This is a genomic window from Lacrimispora sp., assembly GCF_032078915.1.
In the GTDB taxonomy this organism is placed as follows: Bacteria; Bacillota; Clostridia; order Lachnospirales; family Lachnospiraceae; genus Lacrimispora.
Window position 1 is genome coordinate 1 of the sequence record NZ_DAMAUN010000119.1, and the last position, 14,793, is coordinate 14,793.

General features: G+C 42.6%; 14 protein-coding genes. 13 read left to right on the top strand and 1 reads right to left on the bottom strand.

The genetic code is table 11. The features are described 5' to 3' along the window. Positions 1-329: 329 nt before the first annotated feature. Positions 330-1,253: an AEC family transporter gene (locus tag RT269_RS27260; RefSeq protein ID WP_313187416.1), complete on the top strand. Its 924-nt coding sequence runs from the start codon at positions 330-332 to the stop codon at positions 1,251-1,253. Here RT269_RS27260 and RT269_RS27265 read toward each other — a convergent pair. Further along, a complete protein-coding gene (locus tag RT269_RS27265; protein WP_313187418.1) occupies positions 1,246-2,109 on the bottom strand; it encodes a helix-turn-helix transcriptional regulator in 864 nt (287 codons plus the stop codon). The two genes, RT269_RS27260 and RT269_RS27265, sit on opposite strands and share 8 nt — an antisense overlap. Before the next feature lie 294 nt (positions 2,110-2,403). On the opposite strand from RT269_RS27265, the gene RT269_RS27270 reads away from it, so the two are divergent. The 12 genes from RT269_RS27270 to RT269_RS27325 all read left to right on the top strand — a co-directional run bounded on the left by RT269_RS27270 (position 2,404) and on the right by RT269_RS27325 (position 14,663). Next, the gene (locus RT269_RS27270) at positions 2,404-4,197 is read left to right on the top strand and encodes an L-fucose isomerase (protein WP_313187420.1); all 1,794 of its coding nucleotides are present in this window, start codon (positions 2,404-2,406) and stop codon (positions 4,195-4,197) included. A 13-nt stretch (positions 4,198-4,210) separates the two neighbouring features. Continuing rightward, the gene (locus tag RT269_RS27275) at positions 4,211-5,677 is read left to right on the top strand and encodes a rhamnulokinase (protein WP_313187422.1); all 1,467 of its coding nucleotides are present in this window, start codon (positions 4,211-4,213) and stop codon (positions 5,675-5,677) included. Between the two features lie 13 nt (positions 5,678-5,690). Beyond that, the gene (locus RT269_RS27280) at positions 5,691-6,380 is read left to right on the top strand and encodes a class II aldolase/adducin family protein (RefSeq protein ID WP_313187424.1); all 690 of its coding nucleotides are present in this window, start codon (positions 5,691-5,693) and stop codon (positions 6,378-6,380) included. Positions 6,381-6,394: 14 nt separating this feature from the next. Next, positions 6,395-6,832: an RbsD/FucU family protein gene (locus tag RT269_RS27285; protein WP_313187426.1), complete on the top strand. Its 438-nt coding sequence runs from the start codon at positions 6,395-6,397 to the stop codon at positions 6,830-6,832. A gap of 128 nt (positions 6,833-6,960) precedes the next feature. Continuing rightward, positions 6,961-8,010 carry a glycoside hydrolase family protein gene (locus RT269_RS27290; RefSeq protein ID WP_313187428.1) on the top strand — a complete coding sequence of 350 codons (1,050 nt, stop codon included), beginning with the start codon at positions 6,961-6,963 and terminating at the stop codon, positions 8,008-8,010. A gap of 49 nt (positions 8,011-8,059) precedes the next feature. Next, positions 8,060-8,590 (top strand): nitroreductase family protein, encoded by a 531-nt coding sequence (locus RT269_RS27295; protein WP_313187429.1) that lies wholly within the window; start codon positions 8,060-8,062, stop codon positions 8,588-8,590. Between the two features lie 406 nt (positions 8,591-8,996). Further along, entirely contained in the window at positions 8,997-10,082 is a 1,086-nt protein-coding gene (locus RT269_RS27300) for a sodium ion-translocating decarboxylase subunit beta (RefSeq protein ID WP_313187431.1), read from the top strand. A 149-nt stretch (positions 10,083-10,231) separates the two neighbouring features. After that, positions 10,232-11,725 (top strand): sensor histidine kinase, encoded by a 1,494-nt coding sequence (locus RT269_RS27305; protein WP_313187432.1) that lies wholly within the window; start codon positions 10,232-10,234, stop codon positions 11,723-11,725. Positions 11,726-11,790: 65 nt separating this feature from the next. After that, on the top strand, positions 11,791-12,495 hold the full coding sequence (locus tag RT269_RS27310) for a response regulator transcription factor (protein WP_313187433.1): 705 nt from the start codon (positions 11,791-11,793) through the stop codon (positions 12,493-12,495). A 166-nt stretch (positions 12,496-12,661) separates the two neighbouring features. After that, positions 12,662-13,864 (top strand): macrolide family glycosyltransferase, encoded by a 1,203-nt coding sequence (locus RT269_RS27315; protein WP_313187434.1) that lies wholly within the window; start codon positions 12,662-12,664, stop codon positions 13,862-13,864. After that, a complete protein-coding gene (locus RT269_RS27320; protein WP_313187436.1) occupies positions 13,855-14,391 on the top strand; it encodes a PadR family transcriptional regulator in 537 nt (178 codons plus the stop codon). The genes RT269_RS27315 and RT269_RS27320 overlap by 10 nt, the downstream gene beginning before the upstream one ends. 62 nt (positions 14,392-14,453) lie before the next feature. Further along, the gene (locus RT269_RS27325) at positions 14,454-14,663 is read left to right on the top strand and encodes a hypothetical protein (protein WP_313187438.1); all 210 of its coding nucleotides are present in this window, start codon (positions 14,454-14,456) and stop codon (positions 14,661-14,663) included. Positions 14,664-14,793 lie beyond the last annotated feature (130 nt).

A 14,793-nucleotide genomic window follows, 5' to 3' on the forward strand; every position in this document is an offset into this window, starting at 1 on the left:
GCCAGGTGGTGAATCCGGATGGCGGGACGTTTTATACCCCGGTGGTGATTACGAATTCTAAGGCCCTTCGGTTTATGAAGGTGTATACCGGGGACGCAGTGGCGGGAGAGACTTGTATTGTGGAGTATGAGATCTAAGGGGCAGCAGAAGGGGATACAGGATCGGACGCATCTGGCATAGGAGTATATCTCCTGGTCACCGGCACTGCTGTTTCCGGAATTTCCGAAAGGGGATTGTGTGGGATGAATCCGGCCATGTGGCAAGATTTTATCCCGTGCAATCCCCTTTTGCCAGCCTAAGAGAGAAAAGGAAAATGTATGGAGGCCGATATGGATTTTGTATTAAAAATTGCAGCCCTGATCCTTATTTTACTGGGCGGAGTTATTTTGAGGAGGAAAGGGTTTTTTGAGGAAGGGGATTATCGGGTAATTAGCCGGATTGTAGTTAATATGACACTTCCGGCGGCGGTGGTTCATGCGTTTTCTGATTTTGAGAAGAGTGGGGAGATGCTGTTTGTGGTCCTGGCGGGGATGGTTTTCAGTTCTCTTCCAGGGATAATTAGTTTACTGTTTACGAAACGGAAGGATAAGCGGGTGCGTGCGTTTTTTGCGCTGGGAGCCTCGGGGTATAGCATTGGGAGCTTTGCCATGCCGTTAATACAGACGTTTTATGAATCTTCGAGTGCGATTGTCTGTATGTTTGATATAGGAAATGCGGTTGTAGTGACGGGAGGGGCCTATGCGCTCACCTCTGCAGTGCTTCAGACCGGAGCAGAGGGGCGGGAGACGCCGGGGAGTATTTTAAAGAAGCTGTGTTCCTCTGTTCCATTTGATACGTATGTTCTGATGTTTCTTTTGGTCTGTTTAAATGTCCGGGTGCCAGATGCAGTCTTGAAGCTGACGGCTCCGGTTGCCGCGGCAAATAATTTTCTTGCTATGCTGATGATTGGGATGATGATCAAACCGGTTTCCTTGCGATCGGGACTGAAAGAAGTGATTTGGTTGGTGGCTTATCGCGCTGTGCTGGGAAGCTTGTTTGCTGCGGTGATTTTTTTTGCTGCACCCTTTTCCCTTGAGATTCGGAAGATCTTGACGGTCCTTGTGTTTGCGCCTATAAGCATCTTTGCTCCAGTTTATACGGAAAAGGCCGGCGGAGACGGAGGGCTGGCGGGTGTGGCCGGTTCGGTTTCGGTAATTACCGGATTGGGTTTCATGCTTGTTGTGATGTTTATTGAGACGTTGTTGTTCAGATAAATGGCATAAGTTCCTTAAAATACTGTCTGGGCGATTTCCCTTTGTATTTCTTGAAAGTCTTAATGAAATAACTGATATCATTAAATCCGCAGGAAAGGGAGATTTCTGTTATGGAGTCATTGGTGGTTATCAGTTGATAACAGGCCCGTTCAATGCGATAATAATTCACATAATCGATAGGCGTCCGGGAAGTCATTTCGAAGAAGAAACGGCAGAAATATTTAGGAGACATTCCGGCAATTTTTGCCAAATCATTCAGTTCTATTTTAAAGGAGTAATTATGATCAATATAATCCAGTACATTTTTTAAAAGGTAAATGTTCTTGTGCTTGGAACGTTCCGCCTGGTCAGGGATGACAAAGCGGTTTTCAGAATAGATATATCCTATGATCTGATTTAATAACCCAACGGCAATTAACTCCTGCCTGGCCGTAATACACCTCATAATCTGAAAGAAATCTTCCATGAGGGAATAGATTTTATTCTTTGGGTCATATGGATAGTACTCATCTAATCTCAGTTCAAATCTATTTATTTTGTCTAAAAAGGGAGAAGCAAAGGATTTGCCCAACAGGAGGCTGCAGGGGAAAACGATGCATTCGTAAGTACAGTCATGAGGTATGCCTCCGTGCAGACAGCCGCTGTTGACGATGAGGATATCACCAGGCAGGGCAAGCCGGCTATTCTCATCAATCGTCACCTCGAACTCCCCTTCTATAATATGAATAAGTTCCAGCTCTTCATGCCAGTGATAGGGCATTGTATATTGGGGATGCAGATGATTCACATAGTAATAGCCAACAGGAAATTCAGATGTACCGTGACTTTTGTTTTCTTTATATTTAATATATTGCATGGCTTTCACCTCCTTCGATCTGATGCAGAGTAAAATTCGTTTACAGAAATCAACTAGTTGATTACAAAAGTTGCGTCTCGTGATTCAAACAAGCGTCTGGCTTTACAATTAAGCCAACAGTCATATCTTTAGATATTATAATACCAACAGAATTGAAAAATCAACATTATTTTAGATAAATATATGAATATTATCATACTTTTTGCAAATATCAGCCAAGAATCCTCGGATCCAATATGATACACTACAGTTAGGAATAATCGTTTTCTAATGCAAATAGAAGGAGGAAGGAATATGGCAGTGAGCAGATTAATTGGAAGTTACCCGGTGATAGGTATCCGGCCTGTGATTGACGGAAGAAGAGGATACTTGAAAGTAAGGGAATCGCTGGAAGACCAGACCATGAACATGGCTAAGGCGGCGGCAGAGTTGTTCCAAAATAACATTTGTTATTCCAATGGGGATCCTGTAAACGTGGTGATTGCAGATACGACCATTGGGGGTGTAGGGGAAGCAGCCGCTTGCGCGGATAAATTCCGCAGGGCAGGTGTGGATATTACCTTGACGGTGACCCCGTGCTGGTGCTATGGGGCAGAGACAATGGACATGGATACGAAAACCATAAAAGGGGTATGGGGACTTAATGGAACAGAGCGTCCGGGTGCTGTATATCTGGCTTCGGTGCTGGCGACTCATGCTCAGAAGGGCCTTCCTGCTTTTGGGATTTATGGACATGATGTGCAGGACGCTGATGAAACAGGGATACTAAAGGATGTGAAAGAAAAATTGCTCCGTTTCGGCCGTGCAGCCGTGGCTGTGGCCACCATGAGAGGAAAATCCTATCTCCAGATAGGTTCTATCTGTATGGGAATCGGCGGATCCATCATTGATCCGTCTTTCATAGAAGAATACTTAGGCATGAGGGTGGAATCAGTGGATGAAGTGGAAATCATCCGGAGGATGACAGAAGGCATTTACGATAAAGAAGAATTTGACAGGGCGCTGGCATGGACAAAGGAAAATTGTGTGATAGGCTTTGACAAAAACCCGGAAGCGGTACAAAAGAGTCAGGAAGAAACGGATAAAGACTGGGAATTTGTAGTAAAGATGATGTGCATTATCAAGGATCTGATGAATGGCAATCCGAACCTGGAAAAAGGCTTCGAAGAAGAATCCTTAGGCCATAATGCAATCGCTGCAGGTTTTCAGGGACAGCGTCAGTGGACGGATTTCTATCCCAATGGCGACTTTGCCGAGGCCATGCTTAATAGTTCTTTTGATTGGAATGGCGCCAGGGAACCTTACATATTGGCTACAGAAAATGATGTTTTAAATGGGATCGGCATGTTATTTTTAAAACTTCTTACAAATCGGGCACAGATTTTCGCAGATGTCCGTACCTACTGGAGTGAAGCTGCCGTAAAACGCGTCACAGATTATAACCTGGAGGGACGGTCAAAAGAAGCCGGCGGGTTCCTGCACTTAATAAATTCCGGTGCCGCTTGTCTGGATGCCAGCGGAAAGGCTGTGGATAAAAGCGGAAACCGCATGATAAAACCTTGGTTTGAGGTGACGGAAGAAGACCAAAAGCAGATATTGGAAGCGACCACATGGAATCAGGCTGATTTCGGATATTTTAGAGGCGGCGGATTTTCTTCCCGTTTTCTTACTGACTGTGAGATGCCAGTGACCATGATCCGTCTGAACCTGGTCAAAGGCCTTGGGCCATCTCTGCAGATTGCAGAAGGGTACACGGTTCATCTGCCGGAGGAAGTGTCGGATGTTCTTTGGAAAAGAACCGATTATACATGGCCTTGTACCTGGTTTACCCCGATTATCACAGGCCAGGGTGCATTCTCCAGTGCTTATGACCTGATGAATAACTGGGGAGCAAATCATGGGGCAATCAGTTATGGACATGTGGGAGCTGACTTAATCACCTTGTGTTCCATATTAAGAATCCCTGTCAGCCTGCATAATGTTCCGGAAGAAAAGATCTTTAGGCCGGCCGCATGGAATGCTTTTGGTATGGATAAAGAAGGGCAGGATTACCGGGCATGCCAGACATACGGTCCTCTTTATAAATAAGATGGGGGAAATTATGACTCAAAAACAAGTATTAGCTGCAGACCTTGGCGCATCCAGCGGGCGGATCATGGCGGGGAGATATGATGGCAGACGAATCACATTAGAAACGATCCATCGTTTTTCAAATGATCCGGTTACCATGGGTGATACGATGTACTGGGATTTTCCCCGTTTGTTTTATGAGATAAAACATGGACTTTTAAAGGCCAAAAGCCATGGCGGGTTTGGCAGTATCGGAATAGATACATGGGGTGTGGATTATGGCCTGCTTGATTCTAAGGGAAGGCTTCTGGGCAATCCGGTCCATTACCGGGATCGCCGTACGGAAGGTTATCTTAAAAAAAGTGAGCAGATGATCGATAAAAAAAGATTTTATGAAATCACGGGTAATCAGTTCATGGAAATCAACACGGCGTTTCAGCTTCTGGCTTTCCATGCGGATTCGCCCGAACTCCTTAAGCAGGCAGATTCCCTTTTGCTTATGCCTGATTTATTCCGCTATTTTCTTTCAGGAGAGAAGAATAGTGAATGCTCCATAGCATCAACGACCCAGCTTTTTGATATGAGGGAAAAACAATGGTCATGGGAAGTGATAAAGCGGCTTGAACTGCCGGAACGATTGTTCACACCTCTGGTGCCTTGGGGAGCCGTAACCGGAAAAATAAGCTCCCCGGTCTGCGAAGAGCTTGGAATATTGCCGGCGAATGTCATTGCAGTTGCCGGCCATGATACGCAGAGCGCTATGGCAGCAATTCCGGCACAGGAGAAGGATTATATCTTCCTAAGCTGCGGAACCTGGTCCATTCTGGGAACAGAACTGGATTCACCGGTAATCAGCGAAAAGTCGCTGAAATATAACATTACAAATGAGCTTGGGGTGGAGGGAAAGTATTCGTTCCTTAAAAATATCATTGGTCTTTGGCTGGTGCAGGAAAGCCAGAGACAATGGCTCCGGGAAGGCAGGAACTATGATTTTGCCAGGCTGGAGGAGATGGCTTCCAGGGCTGAGATATTAAAAAGTTTTATTACGCCGGATGCCCCGGAATTTCTTCCTCCAGGTGATGTACCAGAACGGATCCGCAGCTTTTGCAGAAAAGCCGGCCAGCCGGTGCCGGAGACAGAAGGGGAAATCATTTGCTGCATAAACCAAAGTCTGGCTATGTCCTATCGGAAAGCTCTGGATGAAATTGCAGAGTGTACGGGAAAAACATATTCCATGATTTATCTTGTGGGAGGAGGCGCTCAGAGCAGGCTGCTTTGCCAGATGACTGCTGACGCCTGTAACTGCACGGTGATTGCCGGTCCGATAGAAGCAACTGCATTTGGTAATGTGATGGTCCAGTATATAGCGGATCATGAGTTTTCGAATTTGCAGCAGGCAAGAAAGGTACTGGCGGAATCTGTGGAGCCGATCCTGTATGAACCAAAGCAAGCAGAACGGTGGGAAGAGGCGTATCAGTGGTACCGGGAGAATTTCTAAGAAAGGAAGAACGATGACAGATAGCCAATATAAAGAATTGAAAGAGCAAATTTGTGATATATGCCACAAGATGTGGCAGTTAGGCTGGGTGGCAGCCAATGATGGAAATGTGTCAGTGAAACTGGATGATGGGAGCTTCTTTGTGACGCCTACCGGCATCAGCAAATGCTTCATTACGCCGGAAAGGCTGCTCCGCATTGATGAGAATGGAACTGTTTTAGAGGGACTTGATGGATTCCGCCCGTCTTCTGAGATAAAAATGCATCTGCGCTGTTATAAAGAGAGGGAGGATGTAGGGGCCGTTTTACATGCCCATCCACCGGTAGCAACAGGGTATGCAGTGGCTGGCAAAGCCCTGGACGAATACTCCATGATCGAGACCGTAATTGCATTAGGCTCCGTACCGGTCACCCCTTATGGAACACCATCCACATATGAAGTGCCGGATGCGATCGCACCGTATCTGGAACACCACGATGCCGTATTATTGGAAAATCACGGTGCCCTGGTGGTAGGAGCTGACTTACTCACTGCTTATTACCGGATGGAAACCTTGGAACTGTTTGCAAAAATCAGCCTGAATGCCCATTTGTTAGGCGGGGCAAAGGAAATTTCTGAGGAGAATATCGACCGGCTGATTTCCATGAGAGAAAGCTACGGAGTGACAGGAAGACATCCGGGTTATAAAAAATATAATAAATAAATGAGGAGGCAGGTATGCTGAAAGGAATTCCTCCGGTGTTATCGCCGGAACTTCTGAAGGTATTGTGTGAGATGGGGCATGGAGACGTGCTTGTGATTGCTGACGGTAATTTTCCCGCTGAATCAGTTGGAAAAGACGGGAATGTGATTCGTATGGATGGGCATTCCGTCCCGGATATTCTGGAAGCCGTGCTGTCAGTATTTCCCCTTGACCGCTATGTTGAACAACCAGTGCATGTAATGAAAGTAGTGGAAGGTGATCAGACAGATGTTCCGATCTGGGAAGAGTATAAAAGGATTATGATGCAAAAAGAGGGACTTGGTGAGGAGGCAACAGGGTATCTGGAGCGTTTTGACTTTTATGGGGAGGCGAAGAAAGCCTATGCTGTAATCGCTACAGGAGAACAGGCCTTGTATGCCAATATCATGCTACAAAAAGGAGTTGTAAAATAATAGAAAATTTACTTAATAAATGCAGTATGGGATGATATAATAAATAGAAGCAACTGGTAAAAACTGTACTGATTGTCTTATAGTACAGTTTTTGTCTAACGTTGATTATTTAGCAGAGGAAAATACAGATGGGAAATCCAATTGATTTAAAAAAAAGAATGCTTCCGGCTCCGGTTGGCGGAGGCTTTCGTATGGAAGGATATTGGGTATGGTGTGGATCTGTGATCAAAGGGGAAGATAACCGGTATCATATGTTTGCGTCGCGCTGGCCGAAATCACAGCCCATGCATCCGGGCTGGCTTTCCCTGTCAGAAATTGTACGCGCCAGTTCCCATACGCCGGAAGGACCATATCAGTTTGAAGAGGTAATACTCCCAGCCAGAGGAGCTGAATATTGGGATGGGAGGATGACACATAATCCTCAAATTACAAAATGTGGAGATACATACGTATTGTATTATACAGGTTCTACCCATCCATTTCCGGATTTAAAGGAGGGAGAACGACTGGTCCACAATGACTGCCGTACGATTGTAGCCCGTGGGAATAAAAGAGTCGGAATCGCAACCGCAAAAAGCATTTTTGGACCATGGACACGTTATGACAGCCCCATACTTCCAACCAGGCCGGGACATTTTGACAATTTCCTGACTTCGAATCCGGCGCCGTGCATAGAAGAAGATGGTTCGGTCGTTCTGCTGTTTAAAGCCAGGTCATATAAATCAATGCCATATACAGGAGATACGTATGGACAGATGACAATCGGAGTGGCAATGGCAAAGGAAGTTTCCGGACCATATCATGTGATGCAGGAAAAACCGTTATTTGTGGATGAATCCATAGAGATTGAGGACCCGTTTATCTGGAAAGAAGGTCCTTGCTATCAGATGATCGCAAAAGACATGCATGGAAACATATGCGGAGAAACATATGGAGGCGTCCATGGCTATTCTAAGAATGGACTTGAATGGACTCTTAATATGGGAGAACGGGTCTATTCCCGTCAGGTGTTATGGGATGATGGAAAAGTGCGCCAGATGGGGAATTTAGACCGGCCCTTTCTCTTATTTGAAAACGGTAAGGCGACCCATATGTTTTTTGCAACGAGTGATGGGACAGAAAGCTTTTTTGATGCGGAAAATACCTGGAATATGGTGATCCCCTTAAAACAAGATTAAAATATTTATTCTGCCTTATAAAAGGCTTTCATAGAAAGGAGCAATTAAAATGGAAGATTTTATGGATTTATGCCTTCGCAGGCAAAGCTGCAGAAATTTTAAAGATCAGTCAATCGAACATGAAAAACTGGTTAAATGTGTTGAGGCGGCCCACCTGGCACCTTCCGGCTGTAATGGCCAGCCATGGAGTTTTGTGGTAGTCGAAAATCCGGAACTTATGGAAAAGGTAGCAGAAACTGCACAGCAGATGGGGAATGGATTTGCTTCTAAAGCACGGGCGTTCTTTGTTGTGGTTGAAGAACACGCAAATCTGATGCCTCATGTAAAAAGCCTTGTAGACAGCCAGTATTTTGCTCCCGGGGATATTGGAGCGGCAATGGCTTATCTTTGCCTGGAAGCCGAATCACAGGGAATCGGAACCTGCATATTGGGAATGTTTGACAGAGAAAAAGTTGCTAAGCTGTTAGATATTCCGTTGGAAAAGCATATCTGCGGGTTGATTGCAGCCGGATATCCCGTTGATCAGACGGTACGGAAGAAATCCCGCAAACCACTGGATGAAATTGTCCGGTTTGTTTAAGCATCTAATTCCAAAAGTCAGTATTTTGCCTATGGCATTGTACTGACTTTTTTTTGCCTGCACGAAGATGATGCGGGAGACAGGAGGGATTATTCAGTATCAGATTTTCTTAACCTCTTCTTTATACATATTTCTTTTATAATTAATACAAATAAATAAATTAAAGATAAAAAAGGAGAAAACTATGTTAGAAAATTGTACTTTTACAATCAATTCCCCAAGAAAGATGATTATTTCCTATCTTTCAAAACCATTGGATATAAAATATTTAAAGAAAACCGAATTATAGATATAAATGTTAACTTTAATGGGCGCATAATCGTGTAATAATACAAACAATTAGGAGATGATCGTTATTAACTATATTACTAGCATACTAAGCAATTTAACTCTACCGGATATAATAATGATAATTTTGGCGCTTGCCCTTGCATATATGGCGGTTGAAAAAAGATATGAACCACTGCTTCTTCTTCCATTGGCATTTGGAATGCTTATTGCTAATATATCAAATGCGGGTCTGTCCTCTTATGATGAAGGTGGACTGATTTATTATTTATATAAGGGCATTGAGCTTGGGATTTATCCTCCCATGATTTTTATCTGCATTGGTGCAATGACAGATTTCAGTCCCTTAATATCAGCACCTAAGACAGCATTGATTGGTCTTGGAGGTCAGGTTGGTATTTTTGCCGCGATGTTTGGAGCATTAGGTTTAGGACATGTAATTTCCTATTTTGTCCCCGGCTTTGTAAACTTCACCATGCAGGAAGCGGCAGCCATCGGAGTAATAGGAAGTTCAGACGGTCCGACTTCTATTTATATCACAAAGCAGCTGGCAAGTCATCTGCTTCCCACAATCACGATCGCAGCGTATTCCTATATGGCTTTAGTTCCTCTTATCCAGCCGCCGATCATGAGAGCACTTACCACTCAAAAAGAAAGAATGGTAATTATGCCTATTCCGAAAGAGGTGTCCAGGAGAAAGAGGATTCTTTTTCCTATTGTAACTACTTTGTTAGTCCTGATCTTCGTACCCTCCGCTGCTACATTGATATCCATGCTGATGCTTGGTAATCTTATCAGAGAGAGCGGTGTGGCAGAAAGGTTAGTCAGAATGCTTGAGGGCGATTTACTGAATCTTCTTACCTTATTAATTGGTTTATCCATTGGAGGAAGTGCGACCGCTGAGAGGGTATTAAATATTAAAACAGTTTTTATTATTATCTTAGGCCTTTTTGCATTTATCATGGGTACCGCAGGTGGAATACTGGTAGCTAAAATTTTATGCAAATTGACGGGAGGAAAAGTGAATCCCCTCATTGGAAATGCAGGAGTTTCTGCGATGCCGATGGCTGCCAGAATATCTCAAAGATTAGGTCACGAATACGATCCTACAAACCATCTTTTAATGCATGCAATGGGACCTATTGTTGCAAGTACCATAGGTTCAGCAATTATAGCAGGAATTTTTATTTCCATGTTCGGATAACAAATTAATGATAGCTAAAACAGCTAAAACAATGGTATAATAGTCATAAAAGCAATGAGCACTGCCAAATAAGGCAGGAAAAGATTTCTGTTGTGCCTGAAAATCTTTTAATTATAAATAACATATGAAAAAGTATAGGGTGACTTGAAGTGAATAAGAAAAAGGCTAAAAATATTATTTTCTCTTTCTGCATTCTTTGCGGTACATTACTTATCTGCGAAATTCTTTACCGTAATAATTTTGGATATCAGAATATTAATATTGTTATGGCTATGGCAATATTTATTATTACAGCTGTTACAGAAGGATATATTTATGGAGTAGCATCAGCAGTTATAGGGGTATTTACTTATGATTTTCTCATAACTTCTCCAAGATTCGGTTTTAGTTTTACTGTGAACTTTCCGGTAACTCTTATTGTACTGCTGTTAGTCGTTCTAACCAGCAGCATTATTACTACCAGCATTAAGAAACAGGCGGAACAAGCCAGGCAGAAGTGCCAGCATGCTGAATTGTTATACAGTATTAACCGGAATCTTCTTTCTACAAGGGATCTTGACACGATCATAAAGTACTCGATGGATTACTTAAAGGATGAGTTAATGCATTCGGTAGCTTTTTTTGAGGATATCAAACCATATGGAAAGCTGACTCCTTACTTCTTATATGAAGAAGATGATGTCGGGATTGAATTTTTTAAGAAAGAGGAAGTATTTAAATTCGTAAGACTTGCCGCGGATAAGCAGAAGGCTTTGGAGGATAAAGACTATGGCTATTTTCTGCCTATAATAACTCAGAACATTACTTATGGAGTATTTGCCTTTTCTTTTAAAGAGAAGGATTTGAACAAGAAGCAAAAGATGTTTTTGGAATTAATTGCGGAGCAAACGGCTCAGGCACTTAGAATGTACCGGCTTATGGCAGAGCAGCAAGAAACTAAGGTGATGATGGAAACGGAAAAAGTAAAGAACAGCTTTTTAAGAAGTATTTCTCACGATTTAAGAACTCCGCTTACTGGTATTATAGGTGCCAGCTCTACTTTACTGGAAGAGGGGGATAAAGTTCCTTATGAAGTAAGGGCCAAACTGGTAGAGGGGATACAAAATGATTCCCAATGGCTTTTAAATATGATTGAAAACATATTGTCCATTACAAAGATTCAGAATAATGATATGGTCATTGATAAATCCGAAGAAATTGTTGAAGAGGTGATAGAAGGGGCTGTCTTAACGTTTCACAAGCGCTTTCCAAATACCAAAATCACGATTAATCAGCCTGATAATGTGATTTTACTTCCCATGGATATTATGCTGATCTCACAAGTCCTTACGAATATTCTGGAAAATACACAAAGACATGCCGGTGGCCGGAGATCGGATGTGACATTAGAGGTAAAAGAAGAGGATGATTTTGTGCGTTTTATCATAACAGATACAGGTCCGGGAATAGATCTAAAGATTCTTCCTATGCTATTTAATTTTACGATTACGCAGGAGAACCCATATAAAGATTCAAGACGAAATCTGGGAATCGGTCTCTCCATTTGTAAAACCATAATCAGAGCCCATGGAGGAGATATACATGCATATAATCGGCCGGAAGGCGGAGCGCAATTTGTGTTTACGTTACCCCTTGGCGATTAGTAATAATTTTTAATGATTGTTTGCGCCTGCGGATCAAAGGATGCAGTTTATAGAAAGGTGTTGCTATGGAAAACAAACACGTTATTATGATAGTAGAGGATGAAGACGCAATCATCGAATTTATTTCTGTAAAATTGGAATTACAGGGCTATAGGGTATTGAAAGCCGTCAATGGGCAGGAAGCTATTTCCTTTGCCTCATCCCATTGCCCGGATTTAATTTTGTTGGATTTGGGACTGCCGGATATGGATGGTATGGAAGTACTTAAGTCGATCAGAAGCTGGAGTATGGTTCCTGTGATTATTATATCGGCAAGGAATGATGAGAAGTGCATTGTATCGGCTCTCGACAGCGGTGCAGATGACTATGTTACAAAACCTTTCAACAATGCGATTCTAGTGGCAAGAATCGGAACTGCTCTGCGAAGAGGGCATATATCGAAAATAAAGAACAGCATATTGAATCAGCCATTTCATTCGTCGGATTTATATATTGATTATGATAAGAGAATCGTTACGGTAGCCGGGGAAACGGTACATTTGACTCCAATTGAATACCGGATTATCGTCCTTCTCTCTCTGAATGCAGGCACTGTATTGACACATGAGTTTCTATGCCGTGAACTTTGGGGACCTTATGTGAACAAAAGCAAAGCCCTTCGGGTAAATGTTGCAAACCTGAGAAGGAAAATTGAAAAAGATACGGCGAATCCTCAATACATCATAACAGAAATGGGAGTGGGATATAGATTGCTGGAAGCTATAGTATAGTCGAAAAGGATTTGTAAAAGAACAGAGACGTTTGGTTTGAACACCAGATTTCCCTGTTCTTTTCATTAGAGTTAAAAAAGGGGAAGATTATTTAATACTCATGCTTGACATATATATCACTCTGATATAATATAACTATATCAGAGTGATATAAGGAGGCTGGAAAATGAACGTTTTGTTTGTAAATGCAAATTTATACGGTCACATAAACCCAACACTTGGATTGGTAAAGAAGTTGACCGAGAGAGGAAACGCAGTCAACTATTTTTGCTCCGCCCAGTTTTCGGATAGTGTCATACAGGCCGGAGCGAGATGGAATGGCTATAGCAGTCACTTGGATCAGTTTTTAAAGGATTACCGGCCAACGGACAGGCATCCGTTTTTTATGCTTATGGAATACATTTTACAATATGATGAAGTGATGCTTCCGGAAATACTGGAAAATGTGGCTGAAAACCAGTATGACATGATTATTTGTGATTCTATCTTTGGAGGAGCCTGTTTTTTAAAACAGATACTCAAGATACCGGTATTGTGTTCCCACTCGTCCTTTGCCATGAGTAAAGCTCCGGTTCCTAAGGAGATGCTTGTAAAAGGATACCATTCACAATTGGATCATTGCTATCAGGTCCTGGAAAGACTATGTGAAAGCTACAATATTGAGAAACCAGGACTGGATCAGGTTTTTACCAGCAAAGGAGATATGAATATCGTATACACTACCAGGGAATTTAACGGAGATAATGATATGAAGGAGCCGGAATATTTATTTGCCGGCCCCTCCATTGACAGGCATGAGGAAGCAGCGGATATTGATTATAGGGAAATAGGGGACAGAACGCTTATTTATATTTCTCTTGGGAGTCTTAATACAGATAATATTGACTTTTATAATTTGTGTATTTCTGCATTTCGTGATACTGGCTATTATGTGTGTATGTCCACTGGAAATAAATGTGATGTTTCTGAGTTGATTGAAATACCGTCAAATTTTATGGTAAAGAGTTATTTTCCACAGCTGGAGGTATTAAAACGGGCGGATGTATTTATAACCCATGCAGGTTTTAACAGTGTGAACGAAGCTTTGTATTTTGGAGTGCCGATGCTTGCATTACCGCAGGTAAATGACCAGCATATGGTGGCAAAAAGGCTTGTTTCCATGCATCTGGGCATGGCAGAAAGTATGAAGGAGCTATCATCAGAAATACTTAGATCTAAAACAGAAGCCCTTCTTTTGAACAGGCAAGTGAAAGAAAACTGTAACCAAATCTCTCAAAAGATGAGGGAAGCAGGGGATCTGGAACAGTTTGTGAAGGAAATAGAACGGTATGTGGTTACGTGGAAGGAGAGGGAATCGCCATGGCTTTGAAAAATAAATCCATGTATGCAATATTAGGGATTTTAAGTATATCACCAGGCACTGGTTATGATATCAAGAAGTATTGCGATACGGTGCTTGCAGGATTTTGGAATGAAAATTTCGGGCATATTTATCCAACGCTGAAAAAATTATTGGAGGATGGATTGATCGATATTGTATCAGGGGAAAAGAATGCCAGGAAAGTGGAGTATCGAATCACTGAAAAAGGAAAGCAGGAGTTTGATGCATGGCTTTTAGAAGAGACCTTGCTCCAACCGGTGCGCTCTGAGTTCATGCTTAAATTATTGTTTTCAAGCAGCCAGCCCAAGGAACGCGTAATCCGGATGCTGAATGATTATAAAGAAATACATGAAAAAAAGCTGGAACAATATCTACAAATGCAAAGGGATTTAGAGAAGGGAATCAAGGAGATAACGAAGGAACGGTCACGTTTTATCAAAGCGGTTCTTAGAAAAGGAATCATATCCTGTGAGGGCACGATCCATTGGTGTACAGAAACAATAAAAGATATCTGATGATTTTATCTGCATAGTTTCCGGGGAAATACAAAAACTATCGACAGATAGGAGGTAACATTATGGCAAAAGCAGGTATGAGAAGACCGAGTCCTTATGATTCAAACAATCATGGAACGGAGAATCATGAAAAAATGCATCGACCAAAAAATGAGCAGGCCCATGTGCCGGAAATCCAGGGTGCTGCGAAAAATGGAAATGACAAGGCCGGTCCGGTCAATGCTCCAAACTGGGCTAGAGACGATTACAAAACGGGAAATAAGCATGACTGAGTTTCGTAAAGAGGGTGCCGCTTCGCAGCTGTGAATCAGCTATGAAGCGGCACCCCGCTTATTAAGGCTGTTTCGTCCTATGCAAAAGCACAGCGCCAAATGCCATGATAACAAAAAATACAATCAGATA

Bases quoted from the DNA above. Each gene is read 5' to 3' on its own strand.
- RT269_RS27295 (WP_313187429.1), top strand. From the start codon at position 8,060: ATGGAAGATTTTATGGATTTATGCCTTCGCAGGCAAAGCTGCAGAAAT.
- RT269_RS27265 (WP_313187418.1), bottom strand. From the start codon at position 2,109: ATGCAATATATTAAATATAAAGAAAACAAAAGTCACGGTACATCTGAA.
- RT269_RS27320 (WP_313187436.1), top strand. From the start codon at position 13,855: ATGGCTTTGAAAAATAAATCCATGTATGCAATATTAGGGATTTTAAGT.
- RT269_RS27310 (WP_313187433.1), top strand. From the start codon at position 11,791: ATGGAAAACAAACACGTTATTATGATAGTAGAGGATGAAGACGCAATC.
- RT269_RS27275 (WP_313187422.1), top strand. From the start codon at position 4,211: ATGACTCAAAAACAAGTATTAGCTGCAGACCTTGGCGCATCCAGCGGG.
- RT269_RS27290 (WP_313187428.1), top strand. From the start codon at position 6,961: ATGGGAAATCCAATTGATTTAAAAAAAAGAATGCTTCCGGCTCCGGTT.
- RT269_RS27315 (WP_313187434.1), top strand. From the start codon at position 12,662: ATGAACGTTTTGTTTGTAAATGCAAATTTATACGGTCACATAAACCCA.
- RT269_RS27300 (WP_313187431.1), top strand. From the start codon at position 8,997: ATGATAATTTTGGCGCTTGCCCTTGCATATATGGCGGTTGAAAAAAGA.
- RT269_RS27270 (WP_313187420.1), top strand. From the start codon at position 2,404: ATGGCAGTGAGCAGATTAATTGGAAGTTACCCGGTGATAGGTATCCGG.
- RT269_RS27260 (WP_313187416.1), top strand. From the start codon at position 330: ATGGATTTTGTATTAAAAATTGCAGCCCTGATCCTTATTTTACTGGGC.
- RT269_RS27280 (WP_313187424.1), top strand. From the start codon at position 5,691: ATGACAGATAGCCAATATAAAGAATTGAAAGAGCAAATTTGTGATATA.
- RT269_RS27325 (WP_313187438.1), top strand. From the start codon at position 14,454: ATGGCAAAAGCAGGTATGAGAAGACCGAGTCCTTATGATTCAAACAAT.
- RT269_RS27285 (WP_313187426.1), top strand. From the start codon at position 6,395: ATGCTGAAAGGAATTCCTCCGGTGTTATCGCCGGAACTTCTGAAGGTA.